This window comes from Pseudomonas sp. S3_A03 (assembly GCF_054668275.1).
Genome location: NZ_CP162753.1, coordinates 696,035 through 713,222 on the forward strand (window position 1 = coordinate 696,035; position 17,188 = coordinate 713,222).

At 62.4% G+C, this 17,188-nt stretch carries 15 protein-coding genes; 10 read left to right on the forward strand and 5 right to left on the reverse strand.

The window, feature by feature from the left end:
- Positions 1 to 32: 32 nt before the first annotated feature.
- Together AB4O25_RS03045 and AB4O25_RS03050 are read right to left on the reverse strand one after the other, a co-directional pair.
- On the reverse strand, positions 33 to 1,613 hold the full coding sequence (locus AB4O25_RS03045; RefSeq protein ID WP_068934744.1) for a rhodanese-related sulfurtransferase: 1,581 nt from the start codon (positions 1,611 to 1,613) through the stop codon (positions 33 to 35).
- Positions 1,610 to 2,221 carry a cysteine dioxygenase family protein gene (locus AB4O25_RS03050; RefSeq protein ID WP_460150458.1) on the reverse strand — a complete coding sequence of 204 codons (612 nt, stop codon included), beginning with the start codon at positions 2,219 to 2,221 and terminating at the stop codon, positions 1,610 to 1,612. The genes AB4O25_RS03045 and AB4O25_RS03050 overlap by 4 nt, the downstream gene beginning before the upstream one ends.
- 217 nt (positions 2,222 to 2,438) lie before the next feature.
- Here AB4O25_RS03050 and AB4O25_RS03055 point away from each other — a divergent pair, with 217 nt between their 5' ends.
- From AB4O25_RS03055 to AB4O25_RS03065, 3 genes are all read left to right on the forward strand, one after another.
- Entirely contained in the window at positions 2,439 to 3,344 is a 906-nt protein-coding gene (locus tag AB4O25_RS03055; protein ID WP_068934746.1) for a LysR family transcriptional regulator, read from the forward strand.
- 106 nt (positions 3,345 to 3,450) lie between these two features.
- A complete protein-coding gene (locus tag AB4O25_RS03060; RefSeq protein ID WP_017530313.1) occupies positions 3,451 to 4,245 on the forward strand; it encodes a class II aldolase/adducin family protein in 795 nt (264 codons plus the stop codon).
- A 277-nt stretch (positions 4,246 to 4,522) separates the two neighbouring features.
- On the forward strand, positions 4,523 to 4,939 hold the full coding sequence (locus AB4O25_RS03065) for an SRPBCC family protein (protein ID WP_460150461.1): 417 nt from the start codon (positions 4,523 to 4,525) through the stop codon (positions 4,937 to 4,939).
- A gap of 79 nt (positions 4,940 to 5,018) precedes the next feature.
- Here the strand turns inward: AB4O25_RS03065 and AB4O25_RS03070 are convergent, their stop codons facing one another.
- Both AB4O25_RS03070 and AB4O25_RS03075 read right to left on the reverse strand, forming a co-directional pair.
- Positions 5,019 to 6,413 carry a sensor histidine kinase gene (locus AB4O25_RS03070; protein ID WP_017530315.1) on the reverse strand — a complete coding sequence of 465 codons (1,395 nt, stop codon included), beginning with the start codon at positions 6,411 to 6,413 and terminating at the stop codon, positions 5,019 to 5,021.
- Positions 6,391 to 7,074 carry a response regulator transcription factor gene (locus AB4O25_RS03075; protein WP_010564812.1) on the reverse strand — a complete coding sequence of 228 codons (684 nt, stop codon included), beginning with the start codon at positions 7,072 to 7,074 and terminating at the stop codon, positions 6,391 to 6,393. The genes AB4O25_RS03070 and AB4O25_RS03075 overlap by 23 nt, the downstream gene beginning before the upstream one ends.
- Before the next feature lie 314 nt (positions 7,075 to 7,388).
- Here AB4O25_RS03075 and AB4O25_RS03080 point away from each other — a divergent pair, with 314 nt between their 5' ends.
- Positions 7,389 to 8,282, forward strand: a complete 894-nt coding sequence (locus tag AB4O25_RS03080) for a hypothetical protein (protein WP_068934750.1) — start codon at positions 7,389 to 7,391, stop codon at positions 8,280 to 8,282.
- 131 nt (positions 8,283 to 8,413) lie between these two features.
- On the opposite strand, the gene AB4O25_RS03085 is transcribed toward AB4O25_RS03080, so the two are convergent.
- Positions 8,414 to 9,322 carry a MurR/RpiR family transcriptional regulator gene (locus AB4O25_RS03085; RefSeq protein WP_017530318.1) on the reverse strand — a complete coding sequence of 303 codons (909 nt, stop codon included), beginning with the start codon at positions 9,320 to 9,322 and terminating at the stop codon, positions 8,414 to 8,416.
- Positions 9,323 to 9,606: 284 nt separating this feature from the next.
- Between AB4O25_RS03085 and AB4O25_RS03090 the strand changes: the two genes are divergently transcribed.
- The 6 genes from AB4O25_RS03090 to AB4O25_RS03115 all read left to right on the forward strand — a co-directional run bounded on the left by AB4O25_RS03090 (position 9,607) and on the right by AB4O25_RS03115 (position 17,143).
- Positions 9,607 to 11,544, forward strand: a complete 1,938-nt coding sequence (locus AB4O25_RS03090; protein WP_460150463.1) for a bifunctional 5-dehydro-2-deoxygluconokinase/5-dehydro-2-deoxyphosphogluconate aldolase — start codon at positions 9,607 to 9,609, stop codon at positions 11,542 to 11,544.
- Positions 11,545 to 11,650: 106 nt separating this feature from the next.
- Entirely contained in the window at positions 11,651 to 12,544 is an 894-nt protein-coding gene (gene iolE, locus AB4O25_RS03095; RefSeq protein WP_017530320.1) for a myo-inosose-2 dehydratase, read from the forward strand.
- Positions 12,541 to 13,329 carry a 5-deoxy-glucuronate isomerase gene (gene iolB / locus AB4O25_RS03100; protein WP_017530321.1) on the forward strand — a complete coding sequence of 263 codons (789 nt, stop codon included), beginning with the start codon at positions 12,541 to 12,543 and terminating at the stop codon, positions 13,327 to 13,329. Before iolE ends, iolB begins: the two co-directional genes overlap by 4 nt.
- A gap of 26 nt (positions 13,330 to 13,355) precedes the next feature.
- On the forward strand, positions 13,356 to 14,171 hold the full coding sequence (locus AB4O25_RS03105) for a TIM barrel protein (RefSeq protein WP_017530322.1): 816 nt from the start codon (positions 13,356 to 13,358) through the stop codon (positions 14,169 to 14,171).
- 10 nt (positions 14,172 to 14,181) lie between these two features.
- Complete coding sequence (gene iolD / locus AB4O25_RS03110; RefSeq protein WP_017530323.1) at positions 14,182 to 16,113, forward strand: 3D-(3,5/4)-trihydroxycyclohexane-1,2-dione acylhydrolase (decyclizing); 1,932 nt, start codon at positions 14,182 to 14,184, stop codon at positions 16,111 to 16,113.
- A 19-nt stretch (positions 16,114 to 16,132) separates the two neighbouring features.
- A complete protein-coding gene (locus AB4O25_RS03115; RefSeq protein WP_017530324.1) occupies positions 16,133 to 17,143 on the forward strand; it encodes a bifunctional inositol 2-dehydrogenase/D-chiro-inositol 1-dehydrogenase in 1,011 nt (336 codons plus the stop codon).
- Positions 17,144 to 17,188: the final 45 nt, after the last annotated feature.

A 17,188-nucleotide genomic window follows, 5' to 3' on the forward strand; every position in this document is an offset into this window, starting at 1 on the left:
CTGCACCGGTCAGGTGCAGGCGGGAAGACAGGTCAGATCACATAAAAGCCGTGGGTGCCGTCGCGGGCCAACTGGTCGACCAGGCCGAACTCCCAATCCAGGTAGGCCTGCATGGCTTCCTTGGGGTTGTCGGTGCCTTCATAGGGGCGGCGATAGCGGTCGATGCGCGGCGAGGCCAGGTGGGTTTCACCTTCTTGCAGCGGCAGTTGCGCGTTGATCCACGCCGCCGTGCCGCCTTGCAGCAGGAACACTTGTTTGCCGGTGAGGGCCTCGACTTCGGCCACCGCCAGGCGCGCCAGTTGGCTGCTGCCGCAGGTCAATACATAGCGCTCGGTGGCGGGCACCTTGGCCAGGGCCTGGGGCAGTTGCGCGCGCAACACCCACCAGGCACCGGGGATATGGCGCTTGACATAGTTGGCGCTGGCGGTGAAGTCCAGCACCACGGTATCGCCATGGCCCAGCCAGTCGGCGAGGGTGTGCGGGCTGATCAGTTCGGCTTGGGGTGGGACGGGTACCGGGGCGACCCAGGCACCTTTCTCACTGAAGTGCGCGGGTTGCAAATCATCCAGCACGTGTACCGCCCAACCCAACTGCGCGAGCCAGGACGCCGACATGTTGGCGCGCACGCCGTCATCATCGGCCAGCACCAGCCGCGCGCCGCGCACGCTGGCGACGTGGTCGGTTTCCTGCACCAACTGGCCGCCCGGGGTGGAGCGCGCGCCCGGCAGGTGGCCGGCTTCGAATTCTTCCGGGGTGCGCACATCGAACAGGTAGGTGGTGCGGGTCGTTTCCTGCTGCCAGCGTTGCAGATCCGCCAGGGTGGCGCGGCCGACGCCGGCCTTGTCGGCGACGCGGCGCGCATCTTGGGCGGCAATGTGGCGGTGTTCTTCTGCGGTCGGGGCAAAGCGGCGCGCCTGGCCATGGGCAAGTGTCTGCCCGGCCAGGGTCCAGCCGATGGTGCCGTTGCGCAGCGCTGAAACGGGGTTGGCCACGCCGGCATTGATCAGTGATTGAGTGCCGATAATGCTGCGGGTACGCCCGGCGCAGTTGACGATGATGCGGGTGGCCGGGTCGGGCGCGAGTGTCCGGGCGCGCAGCACCAGCTCGGCACCGGGCACGCTGATGCTGGTGGGGATGCTCATGGTCTGGTATTCGTCGAAACGGCGAGCGTCGAGCACCACCACATCGGCCTGGCTGTCGAGCAGGGCCTGTACCTCTTCGGCGGCCAGCGACGGCGTGTGGCGCTCGCTCTCCACCAGTTCGCCAAAGGCTTTGCTGGGCACGTTCACATCGATAAACAGCTCACCGCCGGCGCTGCGCCAACCGTCGAGGCCACCTTCAAGCAGGCTCACCTGGGTGTAGCCCAGTGCAAGCAGGCGCTCGGCGGCGCGGCTGGCCAAGCCTTCGCCGTTGTCGTAGACGGTCACCTGGGTATCGCGCCGTGGAATGCGCGAATACACCTCCAGTTCCAGCTTGGACAAGGGGATGTTTGCCGCGAACAACGGGTGGGCTTGGGCGAAGGGCGCTTCTTCGCGTACATCAATCAGGGCGATTTCCTCACGCGCCAACAGGGCCTGGCGAATCTGCGAGAAGCTGCGGGTCGGTGTGCTCATAGGGCAGGGCTCTTTTCTTTGGACAAATCCCAGATGTTCGGGAGAAAGGCGTTGGAGTAACCGGAAATAAACAGTTTTTCGCTGCCGTCGGGCTGGTACACCGCGCGGCGTACCGCACCGATATTGGCGCCGTACACATGAATGCTGATCGACACTTGGTCACTGTGCGCGTTGCTGACCTGATGGATATCACCGACCTTGGGCGATACGGCTTCCACCTGGCCTGGCACCAGTTCAATCGGCTTGCCTTCGGCGACCAGGCGGCCATCGGGCGCGCGTTCAAAGCCTTGGGACAATTCCGCGCCGCGCAACATGCCGATCAGCCCCCATATCCGATGGTCATGAATCGGCGTGCTTTGCCCAGGCCCCCATACAAAACTGACCACGCTGAAGCGCTGGCGCGAGTCGGCGTGCAGTAAAAACTGCTGGTAGCGCTCGGGATCGGGCTGGGCAAATTCGTCGGGCAGCCAGTCGTCATGGCTGACCAGTTGCGCCAGGAGCTTGCCGCCACGGTGCAGCAGGTCGCCTTCGCGTGGGTTGCCGTCGATCAGTTCCGCCAGGGCGCCTATAAAGGCTCTGAGTCTCTCGGGGTGTCGGGCCTGGGTCATGGCGCTTCCAGTGAGTGGTCGGTGGTGATGGGTTTATCTAAGCATAATGTTTATATTTAATATGCTATTTTTTAATGATTAGCTTATAGCTGAAGGTAATTTAGAACCGGGCAGACTAGGCTTAGACGTTATCGATCACAGGCCGAGCTATCCAGATGCCGTTCGCGCAACTATGCTTCGCACACATCTTAATGACTGTTCTCTATGTGCGGCCCAAATGAAAATTGACGATATCGATGCCTTTGTCGAAGTGATTCGTTGCCAGTCCATCAGCCATGCCGCCGAGTCGTTGCAATTGACCCAGCCGGCCATCACCCGCCGCGTGCAGAACTTCGAGCAGGCGCTGGGGGTGGAGTTGTTCGACCGCAACACCAAACCCTTGAAGCCCACCTTGATCGGCACCCGTGTGTATGAACAATGCCGCTTGATCCTGCGCGAGATGGACGCCCTGCGCGAACTGGTGGCCACCGACGCACCGCCCACCGGCCTGTTGCGCCTGGGCGTGCCGCAGACCATCGGCGATGTGGTGCTGTTGGATGCGCTCAAGCACCTGCGCAGCGAATACCCTGAGCTGCGCGCGCAGGTCGCCACCGGCTGGGGTAGCCAGTTGGTGGGCAAGATCGAGCGCGGCGAGCTGGATGCGGCGGCGGCGTTGTTCCCGGCCGGCAAGATCTTCCCGGACAACATCGTCGGCGAGTCCATCGGCAAGATGGAACTGGTGGTGGTGTGTGCCAAGGCGCAACTGCCGAAAAAACCGTGCAAGCTGGCGGATGTGTACCAGAACGGTTGGGTCCTCAACCCGGACGGCTGTGGGTTCCGTGCCGGTTTGCAGCGCACCTTGTCCGACCAGGGCCTGGCGTTGCGGGTCAACCTGGAAACCTTCGGCACCGAGCTGCAACTGGGCCTGGTCGCCGATGGCCTGGGCCTGGGCCTGGTGCCGCGCCCGTTGCTGGAACGCAGCGCGCACCGCGAACACTTGGCGGTGATGCCGCTCAAGGACTTCAAGCCGGTGATGAACCTGTGGCTGATCTACCCGCATTTTCTGGGCAACCTGCAAGGGCCGGTGGATGCGTTCGGCCAGTGGGTCGCAGCCTCTTTGCAGAAGATCGAGGATGCAGCTTGATATGAAAAAAATAATAATTAGCTTAGATTAAAATGTGCTTTTTATTATTTTTTGCAAACCCCTAGGCTTGCCTGGAAGACCTTAAGGCCATCCAGGAAGTTTTGCCATGAGCAGCGTCACCTCGATTTCCAACGTTTCCAGCACCGTCCGCCAACGCGTTACGCCAGAGGAGTGGGAGGTGCGCGTCAAACTGGCCGCCGCCTACCGCCTGGCGGCGCTGTACAAGTGGACCGACCACATCTACACGCACTTCTCCGCCCGCGTGCCGGGCCCGCAGGAACATTTCCTGATCAATGCCTTCGGGCTGTTGTTCGATGAAATCAACGCCTCCAACCTGGTCAAGGTCGATCTTGACGGCACACTCGTCGACGACCCCACCGGCCTGGGCATCAACTACGCCGGCTATGTGATCCACAGCGCCATCCACGGTGCGCGGCCTGATCTGCAAGCGGTGTTGCACACCCATACCCGCGACGGCATTGCGGTGTCGGCGCAAAAGGACGGTTTGCTGCCGATCTCCCAGCATTCCATCGCCTTCTCCGGGCGCGTGGCGTACCACGGCTATGAAGGCATCGCCCTCGACCTGGACGAACGTGAGCGGCTGGTGGCGGATCTGGGCGACAAGAGCGTGATGATCCTGCGTAACCACGGCTTGTTGACGGCGGGTATCAGCGTCGAGCATGCGTTCCAGCAACTGCAAAGTCTGGAGCGCGCATGCAATATCCAGATCGCGGCCCAGGCGGCCGGCAACGCGGAGTTGGTGTTCCCGCCGCAGGCGGTGGTGGCGAAGGTGGAAGAACAGGCCAAGGCCCACAGCAGCGGCGAAGGCCCCGGCGTGGCGAGGCATTGGAATGCGCTGATTCGCCAATTGGAACGCACGGATACCGACTACAAGAACTGATCCCGAGCCAAGTGAAGATCGACCTGTGGGAGGGGCGGTGCGACGATTCGACTTGCTCCCGATGGCGGTGGGTCAGTCACTGCATCGGTTGACTGACCCACTGCAATCGGGAGCAAGCCCCCTCCCACTTTTTAGCTGCATTTCAAAGTGAGCGCTTGGGCCGCTGGGGCAGGGGCATAGGGTGCCGAGCGGGTCGATCAGTTGCGGGAATTGATGCATTGAAGGCCATGGCGTGGCAGGCTGGGCAACGTTTTCCCATGACGTTTGGAGATTTACCGTGCCAACAGCATTTGCAGTGATTGAAATCCCGGTATCGGCCGACACGGTCTGGCAATTAGTGGGCGGCTTCAACAGCCTGCCGGACTGGCTACCCTTGATCGCCAAGAGCGAACCTGGCGAAGGCGGCCGCCTGCGTCACCTGACCACCGCTGACGGCGGTGCGATCGTCGAGCGTTTGCAGACCTTCGATAATGTGGCGCGTACCTACAGCTACACCATTGAAGCGTCGCCATTTCCGGTGAGTGCGTACCTGGCGACGTTGCAGGTCGAGGCGTTGACCGACACGTCGGCGAAGGTGGCCTGGTCCGGTGTGTTTACCCCGACGGCGGATATTACGGAGGAGGCGGCGCAAGAGCTGTTTACTGGCGTCTACCAGGGTGGGCTTGAGGCGCTGCGCGCGAACTTCCCGGCCTGACTCGCTCTAGCCGGCAATGCCGGACGCATGTGGGAGGGGGCAAGCCGCTTCCAACATTTGGACCTCGCCGGCTTATCGATCAGGCTTCGGGCATCAGTTGCTGGCGGCACTCCAGCACCAAGCGTGCGCCGCCTTGCTGACTGCTGCCCACCTCCAGCCTGAACCCATGCAGGTTGATGATCGCCGCCACGATCGACAAGCCCAATCCGAACCCGCCTTGCTGGTCACTTTCATCCACGCGGTAAAACCGTTGGAACACCGCCGCGCGTTCCGCTACCGGTATGCCCGGCCCGGAATCGTGCACTTCGATGCGGGTGCTGCCGGCATCGTTGACCCCGCGCAAAATCACCGTACCGCCCGCCGGGCTGAACTTGATCGAGTTGCTCAGCAGGTTGGACAGGGCTTCGAACAGCAGTGCGCGATCGCCGGTGATCCACGGCAGGGACTCCGGGGTTTCCAGGCGCAGCTGCAATTCACCTTCTTCGGCCAGCGGCAGGTAGAAGTCGTGCAATTCGCGCAGCAGTGGCAGCGGGTCCATGACCAGGAAACCGGAACGGCGCTGGTGGTCTTCCAGTTCGGAGATGCGCAACAGCCCGCGAAAGCGTGCCATCAGGGTGTCGGTCTCGGCAATCGCGTCGTCCAGTTTCAGCGCGTAGCCGCAACCCTGATCGGCCTCTTGCCGGATGCGGTAGAGCTGCGCCCGCAGGCGGGTGAGCGGGGTGCGCAGGTCATGGGCGATGTTGTCACACACGCCCTTGACCTCGTTCATCAGCTTCTCGATGCGGTCGAGCATCGCGTTGACGATGGCCGCGAGCATGTCCAGTTCGTCACGCCGATTGGACAGCGGCAGGCGGTGGGTGAGGTCGCCGGCGACGATGGCCTCGGCACTGGCCTGGATCCCACGGATACGCCGTAACGGCCTGCGACGTAGCAAATGCCAGCCGGCCGCGCCTGGGATAATCGTCAACGACAGCGCCCACAACAACGCGTGCCAGATAATCCGCGTCACGCCGAACAGCGAACCGTTGGCGCGCACCAGCACCAGCCAGCGGCCGTCGTCGGTGTGGGTCGCCACGGCATCGCAGCTGTCCTTGGGCAGCTTGGGGTCGTCGGAGTCGACACAGTTGCTCAGCGGGTGGATCTTGCCGTCCAGGGGCAGGTCGGGCGGGATCGCGCGGATCGGCCCACTCAGCGGGTGGAATTGCTCGTCGAACAGGCCGTAGGCGTCTACGCCCTTCATGTCGAAGGTCATGCTGGTGGTCAACGCTTCCACCAGCTCTTCACCGTCAAAACGCTGGAAGAGGTGCTGGCGCTGCATCAGCGAATGGCGCGACAGATCACTCAGGTAACCGGACACCTCGAAATACAGCACCCCCATGAGGATGCAACTCCAGGCCACGAACAGCGAACTGTACAGCGCCAGCAAACGGCTGCTGGAAGAACGCCAGCCTTTAGAGGGGTTCAGCAATGACATAACCCGAACCTCGTACCGTGCGGATCAGCGGCGTGAGGCCCGGGGGATCGATTTTCTTGCGCAGGCGACCGATATGCACGTCGATCAGGTTGGTGCCGGGGTCGAAGTGATAGCCCCAGACTTCCTCGAAAATCATCATTCGCGACAGGATCTGCCCGGTGTTGCGCATCAGGAATTCGAGCAATTTGTATTCGGTGGGCAACAGGCTCAGGGGCTGATCGGCGCGGCTGGCTTCGCGGCTGATCAGGTTGAGCTCCAGGTCGGCCACGCGCAGCGCGGTTTCAAATTCCTTGACCGTGCTTTTGCGCCGCAGCAGCACTTCGACGCGCGCGGCCATTTCATCGGAGGCAAACGGCTTGGTCAGATAGTCATCACCGCCGGCGCGCAGGCCGCGCACGCGTTCGTCCACATCAGAGAGGGCGCTGATCATCAGGATTGGCGTGGACACACCAATGGTGCGCAGGGTGGTGACGATGGCCAGGCCATCCAATTCCGGGAGCATGCGGTCGAGGGTGATCAAGTCGTAATCCCCACTCACGGCACGGACCAGGCCTTCGCGGCCGTTGTCCACCCAGTCTACGTCCAGTCCATGGCTACTCAGCTCGGCGACGATCTCGCGAGCCGTTACAGCGTCATCCTCGATGGTCAAAATGCGGGTCATAGGATTACCTGGTGAGCGATTCACACTGAAGTGCGGCTATTTTGCCAACAAATGCCTGAACGCTTCCTAAATAAAACTTCATGTTTTGCAGAACCGCCGCCGTTCAATCGCGCGCCCGTTCTCGCCCACGCGGGGCTGGGCGTGGGAATGCATTACGCCCGCCTCACGCTGTCATTTATTGCAAGTTGCATGGTTCGGGTAAGTTCAATTTAGTTAGGTGGTTGAAATGTAAAGGTTTTATTTTATTTGCCGACTGGCACGGCGCCTGCAATTTGGAGTGGGTAACACCCTTTTCTGCCAGGAGCACAACAACAATGATCACATCCTCCTCCATGCTGCAAGAATCGAGCACGCGCTCCGGGGTTTCCTGGGGGGCGATTTTTGCCGGGGCCGCTGCGGCGGCCGCATTGTCCCTGATCCTGGTATTGCTGGGCTTCGGCCTGGGCTTTTCGGCGGTATCGCCGTGGGCCGGCAGCGGTATCAGCGCCAAGGGGCTGGGCATTTCCACCATTGTTTGGCTGGCGTTTACCCAGATCGTGGCGTCCGGGCTGGGCGGTTACATCGCCGGCCGCTTGCGCGTGAAGTGGGCCAATATGCATGGCGATGAGGTGTATTTTCGCGACACCGCCCATGGTTTCCTGGCCTGGGCGGTGGCCACGCTGGTGACGGCGACCCTGGTGGTCGGCTCGGTCAGCAGTGTGGTCGGCGGCGGCGTGCAAGCCGGGGCCAGCGTGGCCTCGGGTGCGGCCCAGGCCGCCGGTACTGCGACGCAGGGCGTGAAGGGCGACGACTTCGGTTATTACGTCGACAGCTTGTTCCGCGATGACCGCCCCGTTGCCGTCAGCGATGACGCCGCCCATGGCGTGGTCGCGCGGATCTTTGCGCGCACCCTCAGCCACGATGGCCAACTCGCCGCTGAAGACCGCGCCTACCTGGCGCAGTTGATCAGCCAACGCACCAACCTCAGCCAGGCCGACGCCGAAGCGCGTATCGACAAGGTCTACGGCGACGCCCGTAAAGCCGTCGAAGACGCCAAGCTCAAAGCCAAACAGGCCGCCGACACCGCCGCCAAAGTCGCGGCCTGGACCGCGCTGTGGATGTTCATCGCCTTGTTGATCGGTGCGTTCTTCGCCAGCTTCGCTGCCACCTTCGGCGGTCGTCGTCGCGATGCGGTGGTGTACGTCGACACCGAAACCTACGTTCGTTAATTCAAGGCCCATTCATTCAAGGAGAGCATCATGCGTTCATTACTTCTGTGGTTCCTCGGCGTGCCGATCCCAGTGATCATCCTGATCGCGATCTTCATGCACTGACCCCGAGCCCCGCGCGGTCCATTTAGTCAGTCGTCGAACCCGACTTGCTCGTGGATCTCATCCACCTTCAACTCCAACCGGTACGCCACCGCAATAAATAACGCCTGGCACAGGCACAGGGTGGCGCTCAACGAGCGGAAGGCAAACGACGAGCCTTCGTTCACCAACAGCACCGCATTCGCCCGCTTGGCCAGGGGCGACAGGTTGCTGTCGGTGATGATCAGGGTCTTGGCCTGGTGATGCTGGGCGATGCGCAGGCAGTGCTGGGTTTCTTTGCCGTAGGGCGTGAAGCTGATGGCGATCACCAGGTCATTGGCGCGCACGCTGCGCATCTGTTCGCGGTAGCTGCCGCCCAGGCCAGAGATCAGGTGAATGCGTTTGTTGGTGTGCTGCAGGTTGTAGACCAGGTAGTCCGCCACCGCAAAGGAGCGGCGCACGCCAACCACATAGATATTGTCGGCGTTGACCACCAGGTCCACGGCCTTGTCGAACGCCACGTCATCCAGTTCCAGCCCCAGGCGCTCGATGCCCGACAGCGTGGCGTTGACGCATTCGCGCGCCAGGTCGCCGCCGCTGGCCTTCTGGGATTTATTGGCGATCATGCTGCGGATGCGTTGCTGGTAGTTCTGCACCGGCGTGGTCTTGTGGGTGTAGGCCTCGCGAAACAGTGCCTGCATCTCGCTGAACCCGCTGAACCCGAATCGCTGGGAAAACCGCACGATGGCCGAAGGGTGCACTTCGCATTCGCGGGCGATGTCGCTGATGCGGTCGACCATGATCCGGTCGCTTTGTTGGCTCATGTAGCTGGCGATGCGCTTGAGTTGGCGGGGCAGGCTTTCGTATTCGTCGGTGATCAGCTGCAACAGGCGTTCGGCATTGATCGGAGGGCTGGCGAGGGGGGCTTCCAGGGTGGTCTCGGGATCGGTGCGGGACATGGGCAATCCTTCTGGCGTGTTCGTCTGATGCGCTGATGGGTGGCGCAAGTCTACAGGGTAGGCGCAAAAAAATACCCCGGCATCACGGCCCCCGTGGCCTGCTGAAACGATGCACGGCGGCTGGCGTGCCATTATGCCGGCTTATTGGAAAAAATATTCCACTAAAAATAATTCTGGAATAAATATTGATTGGCGTCGCTGAACGTTCTAGTCTGCTCCCACCAAGAGCGTTTGCCGTCGCCACGGCGGCACAACGCAGGCTGATAAAAATAACAGGAGCCAGCATGGGCCAGACTCGTTTTGCCAGTGGGCGTCAATTGGATCTGATTTGCCTCGGGCGCCTGGGCGTCGACCTCTACGCACAGCAAGTGGGTGCGCGGCTTGAGGACGTGTCCAGCTTCGCCAAGTACCTCGGCGGGTCGTCCGCCAATATCGCCTTCGGCACCGCGCGGCTGGGGCTCAAGTCGGCGATGCTCAGCCGTGTGGGCGACGACCATATGGGGCGTTTCCTGGTGGAATCCCTGGCCCGCGAAGGTTGCGACGTCAGCGGCATCAAGGTCGACCCGGAACGCCTCACCGCCCTGGTGTTGCTGGGCCTCAAGGACCGCGAAACCTTCCCCTTGGTGTTTTACCGCGAAAACTGCGCCGACATGGCCCTGCGCGCCGAGGACATCAGCGAAGCCTTTATCGCCTCCAGCAAAGCGCTGCTGATCACCGGCACGCATTTTTCTACCGACAGCGTGTACAAGGCCAGCATCCAGGCCCTGGACTACGCCGCCAAACACAACGTCAAGCGCGTGCTGGACATCGACTACCGCCCGGTGCTGTGGGGCTTGGCGGGCAAGGCCGACGGTGAAACCCGTTTTGTCGCCGACCAGACGGTCAGCGCGCATGTGCAGAAGATCCTGCCGCGTTTCGACTTGATCGTGGGCACCGAAGAAGAATTCCTGATCGCCGGCGGCAGTGAAGACCTGCTCACCGCGCTGCGTACCGTGCGCGAAATCACCCCGGCTACGTTGGTCGTCAAGCTCGGCCCGCAGGGCTGCACGGTGATTCACGGGGCGATTCCTGCGCGCCTGGAAGACGGCGCTATCTACCCCGGTGTGCGCGTGGAGGTGCTTAACGTGCTGGGCGCTGGTGATGCGTTCATGTCGGGCTTTCTCAGTGGTTGGCTCAACGACGCCAGCGATGAGCGTTGCAGCCAACTGGCCAACGCCTGCGGTGGCCTGGTGGTGTCGCGCCACGCCTGCGCCCCGGCGATGCCAACCCCGGCCGAGCTGGATTATCTGTTCAACAGCCCGGTGCCGATCACCCGGCCCGACCAGGACGTGACCCTGCAGCGCCTGCATCGCGTCAGCGTGCCGCGCAAGGCCTGGAAGCAACTGTTTATCTTCGCGTTTGACCACCGCTGGCAATTGGTCGACCTGGCGCAACGCGGTGGCCAGGACCCGGCGCGTATCAGCGATATCAAGCAGCTGTTTATCCAAGCCATCGAACGTGTGCAACACAAACTCGCCGAGCAGGGCGTTGACGCCGACGTGGGTCTGTTGGCCGACCAGCGCTTCGGCCAGGACGCGCTCAACGCCGCCAGCGGTCGCGGCTGGTGGGTCGCGCGCCCGGTTGAGGTTCAGAACTCGCGCCCGCTGGCCTTCGAGCACGGCCGTTCGATTGGCAGCAATCTGATCGCCTGGCCCCAGGAGCAGATCATCAAGTGCCTGGTGCAATACCACCCCGACGACGAGCCCATGCTGCGCCTGGAACAGGAGGCGCAACTCAAGGCGGTGTACGACGCCTCTCTCGTCAGCGGCCATGAACTGCTGCTGGAAGTCATCCCGCCCAAGGATCACCCGTCCACCTACCCGGACGTGCTCTACCGCAGTCTCAAGCGCTTGTACAACCTGGGCATCTACCCGGCGTGGTGGAAGATCGAAGCGCAGACGGCCGAGGAGTGGACACGACTCGATGCGCTGATCAACGAGCGCGACCCGTATTGCCGTGGCGTGGTGCTGCTGGGGCTCAACGCCTCGCCGGAATGCTTGGCCGACGGCTTTCGGCAAGCACGCCTGAGCACTACCTGCCGAGGGTTTGCCGTGGGTCGCACGATCTTCCAGGAGCCGAGCAAGGCGTGGATGGCGGGGCAGATCGATGATGAAACCCTGGTCCAGCAGGTGCAGGCCACGTTCGAACAGCTCATCAACGCCTGGCGCAGTGCCCGAGGCTGAACACCGTTCTACAGGTGCAATGCAATCAAATGTGGGAGGGAGCAAGCCCCCTCCCACAGAAAGCAGATCCAAGCGATCTCAGGTAAAACAACAAAAAGGTGCAGCCATGCCCGCAATCCGAATTGGCATCAACCCGATCTCCTGGAGCAACGACGACCTGCCGGCCCTGGGTGGTGAAACGCCGCTGAGCACCGCCTTGAGCGAAGGCAAGGAGATCGGCTACGAAGGTTTTGAACTCAACGGCAAGTTCCCCAAGGATGCCAAGGGCGTGAGCGAGGTACTGCGCCCCTATGACCTGGCACTGGTCTCCGGCTGGTATTCCAGCCGCCTGGCGCGGCGTTCGGTGGCCGAGGAAATCGACGCGATTGCCGGCCATGTCGAGTTACTCAAACACAACGGCGCCACGGTGCTGGTGTACGGCGAGGTGGCCGATTCGATCCAGGGCTCGCGCATTCGCCTGATCGAACGCCCGCGTTTTCACAGCGAGCAGGCCTGGCAGGACTACGCCGACAAGCTCACGGAATTGGCGCGCTTTACCCTGTCCCAGGGCGTGCGCCTGGCGTACCACCACCATATGGGGGCCTACGTCGAGTCCCCCGAAGACATCGACCAACTGATGCGGCGAACGGGGCCGGAAGTCGGTCTGTTGTTCGACTCGGGCCACTGCTACATGGGCGGCGGCGAGCCTCTCCAAGTGCTGCGCACGCATATCGAGCGCGTTTGCCACGTGCATTTCAAGGACGTGCGCAAGCCCGTGGTGCAACTGGCGCGCAACCAGATGTGGAGCTTCCCCGATTGCATCGTCAACGGCACCTTCACGGTGCCCGGCGATGGCGATATCGACTTTGCCGAGCTGCTCGATGTGCTGCTGGCCGCGCGATACAAGGGTTGGCTGGTGGTGGAAGCCGAGCAGGACCCGGCCGTGGCGCCCAGCTATATCTACGCGAAAAAGGGTTACGACACCTTGCGCGCTCTGCTCAATGAGAGGACCCAACCATGAGCTTGTTGGTTAAAAGCAGCAAACGCGGGCAGACCATGGTTGCCCTGGAACAAGGGCGCCTTGAGTACGTCGGTTTCAGTGCCTACCGCTTGAGCCTGGGCGAAACGCTGCCGGTCAGCGCCGGCGACAAGGAGCTGTGCCTGGTACTGCTCAGCGGCCGGGTGAATATCGAAGGCGAAGGGTTCAACTGGCAGAACCTCGGTGATCGCCAGTCGGTATTTGAAGACAAGTCGCCTTTCGCCGCCTACCTGCCGCCTGGCACCTCGGCCCAGGTTACCGCCTTGAGCGACGTGCAGATTGCGGTGTGCGCCGCGCCCGGTACGCAGGGTTACGAACCACGCCTGATCCGCCCCCAAGACTGCAAGCGCAGTGTGCGCGGCAAAGGCGCCAACACGCGTTATGTGTGCGACATCCTGCCCGACAGCGAGCCGGCCCATTCGCTGCTGGTGGTGGAAGTGCGCACGCCGTCGGGGCATTCATCGAGCTACCCGCCGCACAAGCACGACACCGACGACCTGCCGCACCAGAGCTTCCTGGAAGAGACCTACTACCACCAGGTCAACCCGCCCCAGGGCTTCGTGTTCCAGCGGGTGTACACCGACGATCGCAGCATCGACCAGGCCATGGCGGTGGAAAACAGCGACCTGGTGGTGGTGCCCAAGGGTTATCACCCGGTCAGCGTGCCGTATGGCTACGAATCTTATTACCTCAACGTCATGGCCGGCCCCAAGCGTGCCTGGCACTTTCACAACGACCCGCAGCACAGCTGGCTGCTGGACCTTTAAGCGGTTTTGGACGGAGAACAACAACAATGAAGTCGCCTCTACGTTTTGCCCTTAACCGCATGGTCGCGCCCAACCTGTCCCTGCCGGACTTCATCGGCTTGGCGGTTGCGCTCAAGTGCGACGCCATCGAGATCCGCAATGACCTCGCAGACCGTCAAATCGAATACGGCACGCCCGCCAGCCGCGTGCGTGAGTTATGCGCGGCGCAGGGCATTACGGTGCTGTCGATCAACGCGCTGTACCCCTTTGACGTCTGGAACGACGAACGCCGCGCCCAGGCGATCGAGCTGGCCACCTATGCCCGTGAATGCGGTGCCCAAGGCCTGGTGATGTGCCCGTTCAATGAGCCCGGCGACACGCGCAATGAGGCGCAGCGCGCCGCCGGTTTGCGCACCGCCTTGAGCGAGCTGGCGCCGATCCTGCGCGAGTATGGGCTTCTGGGTTTCGTCGAGCCCCTGGGGTTCGAAGAATGTTCGATGCGCCGCAAACGCGTGGCGGTGGACGCGATCCAGTCCATCGGTGGCCTGGACGTGTTCCGCCTGGTCCATGACACGTTCCACCATCACTTGGCCGGCGAGCAGGAGTTCTTCCCGCAACTGACCGGCCTGGTCCATATCTCCGGCGTGGAAGATGCCCAGGCGCCGCTCAACTCGATCCGTGACGGCCACCGCGTACTGGTGGGCGAGGGCGATATTCTTGGCAATGCCGCACAGATCGACACCTTGCTCAGCACCGGCTACAGCGGCTACCTGTCGTTCGAGCCGTTCGCGAAAAGTGTGCATGAGTTGGCGGATATCCAGCAGGCCTTGGGCGCAAGCATTGCCCACCTGCAAAAACGTTAAGGGGGGCGACATGACCACAACCCGACTGACCATGGCCCAGGCCCTGGTGAAGTTTCTGGATAACCAATACGTCGAAGTCGATGGCGTACAGAGCAAGTTTGTCGCCGGGGTGTTCACGATTTTCGGCCACGGCAACGTGCTGGGCCTGGGCCAGGCGCTGGAGCAGGACAGTGGCGACCTGGTGGTGCATCAGGGCCGCAACGAGCAGGGCATGGCCCATGCCGCCATCGGTTTTGCCAAGCAGCATTTGCGCCGCAAGATCTACGCGTGCACCGCATCGGTCGGCCCCGGCGCGGCGAATATGCTCACCGCCGCGGCGACCGCCACCGCCAACCGTATTCCGTTGCTGTTGCTGCCCGGCGATGTGTACGCCAGTCGCCAGCCCGACCCGGTGCTGCAACAGATCGAGCAGTTCCACGACTTGAGCATCAGCACCAACGATGCATTTCGCTCGGTGAGCAAGTACTGGGACCGCATCAACCGTCCCGAGCAACTGATGAGCGCCGCGATCCATGCCATGCGTGTGTTGACCGACCCGGCGGAAACCGGCGCCGTGACCTTGGCGCTGCCCCAGGATGTGCAGGCCGAAGCCTGGGACTACCCGGATTACTTCCTGCAAAAGCGCGTGCACCGTATTGACCGGCGCCCGCCCAGCGCGGCGATGATCGGCGATGCGTTGGCGGCTTTTCGCGGCAAGCGCAAACCGCTGATCATCTGCGGTGGCGGGGTCAAGTACGCCGGCGCGAATGCCGCGCTGCAAGCCTTCGCCGAGCGCTTTGATATTCCGTTCGCCGAGACTCAAGCGGGTAAAAGCGCGCTGGTGTCCAGCCACCCGCTTAACGTCGGCGGCATTGGCGAAACCGGCTGCCTGGCGGCCAACCTGTTGGCGCCCGAGGCGGATCTGATCATCGGCATCGGCACCCGCTACACCGACTTCACCACCTCGTCCAAGTCGCTGTTCAAGCATGCCGAGGTCAAGTTCCTCAACCTGAATATCAGCCCCTGCGATGCGTTGAAACTCGACGGCGTACAGGTGCTGGGTGATGCCAGAGTTGCCCTCGACGCGCTGGCCGACGCCCTGGGCGATTACCGCTCCGGTTGGGGTGAACAGGTGCGTGACGCCAAGGCGCAACTGGATGCCGAAGTGGACCGTGTGCATCAGGTGGAGTACTCGGGCGATGCCTTCGTGCCGGAAGTCGACGACCACCTGGACCGTGCGGTACTGCGTGAATTTATCGAGCTGACCGGTTCCTGCCTGACCCAGAGCCGTGTGCTCGGCGTGCTCAACGACAGCCTGGCCGACGATGCGATCATCGTCGCCGCCGCCGGCAGCCTGCCCGGCGACCTGCAGCGCGCCTGGCGCAGCAAAGGCGTGAACACCTATCACGTCGAATACGGCTACTCGTGCATGGGCTACGAGATCAACGCCGCCCTCGGCGTGAAGCTGGCCGAACCAACCAAGGAGGTGTATGCGCTGGTCGGCGATGGCTCCTACATGATGTTGCATTCCGAGCTGGCCACCTCGATCCAGGAGCGCCGCAAGATCAACGTGGTGCTGCTGGACAACATGGCCTTCGGTTGCATCAACAACCTGCAGATCGGTAACGGCATGGACAGCTTCGGCACCGAGTTCCGCTACCGCAACCCCGAGAGCGGCAAGCTCGACGGCGGCCTGGTGCCGGTGGATTTCGCCATGAGCGCGGCGGCTTATGGCTGCAAGACCTACAAGGTCAGCAGCGTCGAGCAACTCCAGGCCGCGCTGGCCGATGCGCGCACGCAAACGGTCTCGACCCTGATCGACATCAAGGTCCTGCCCAAAACCATGGTCCACGGCTACCTGTCGTGGTGGCGGGTGGGCGTGGCGCAGGTGTCCACCAGCGAACGCACGAATGCCGCTGCAAAAAAACTCAATGAACACCTGGCGAAGGCCCGGCAGTACTAATAACAAGAGGAGTGTTTGTATGTCGTTGAAGCTTGGAGTGATCGGTACCGGTGCCATCGGCCGTGACCATATTCGTCGTTGCAGCCAGACCCTGCTCAATAGCCAGGTGGTGGCGGTGACCGACATCAACCTTGAGCAAGCGGCCAAGGTGGTCGCGGATTTGAAACTGGGCGCCGAGGTGTACCCGGACGGCCATGCGCTGATCAACTCGCCACAGGTTGAAGCCATCCTGGTGACCTCCTGGGGTCCCAGCCATGAAGAATTCGTACTCGCCGCCATCGCCGCCGGCAAACCGGTGTTCTGTGAAAAACCCCTGGCGGTGACTGCCGAAGGCTGCCGCCGGATCGTCGACGCCGAAGTGGCCCACGGCAAGCGCCTGGTGCAAGTGGGCTTCATGCGTCCGTATGACGAAGGCTATCGCGCCCTCAAGGCGGTGATCGACAGCGGCCAGATCGGCGAGCCGTTGATGCTGCACTGCGCCCACCGCAACCCGACGGTAGGTGAGAACTACAAGACCGACATGGCGATCACCGACACCTTGATCCACGAGCTGGACGTACTGCGTTGGTTGCTCAACGACGACTACGTTTCCGTGCAAGTGGTGTTTCCGCGCAAGACCAGCAAGGCGTTGGCGCACTTGCGCGACCCGCAGATCGTGCTGCTGGAGACCGCCAAGGGCACGCGTATCGACGTGGAAGTGTTCGTGAACTGCCAATACGGCTATGACATCCAGTGCGAAGTGGTGGGGGAGACTGGTATTGCCAAATTGCCGGAGCCTTCCCAGGTGCAACTGCGCAGCGGCGCGAAGTTGTCCAATGCGATTCTGATGGATTGGAAAGACCGGTTCATCGGCGCGTATGACGTGGAGTTGCAGGCGTTCATCGACAGCGTGCGGGCCGGCCAGGTCGGTGGGCCGTCGGCGTGGGATGGTTTCGCGGCGGCGGTGGCGGCGGATGCGTGTATCCAGGCGCAGGGCAGTGAGCAGATCGTCAAGATCAGCCTGCCGGATCGCCCGCACTTCTACGGCTGATCGCAAATCCACAGGTGGAATGCAGTCGGTGTGGGAGGGGGCTTG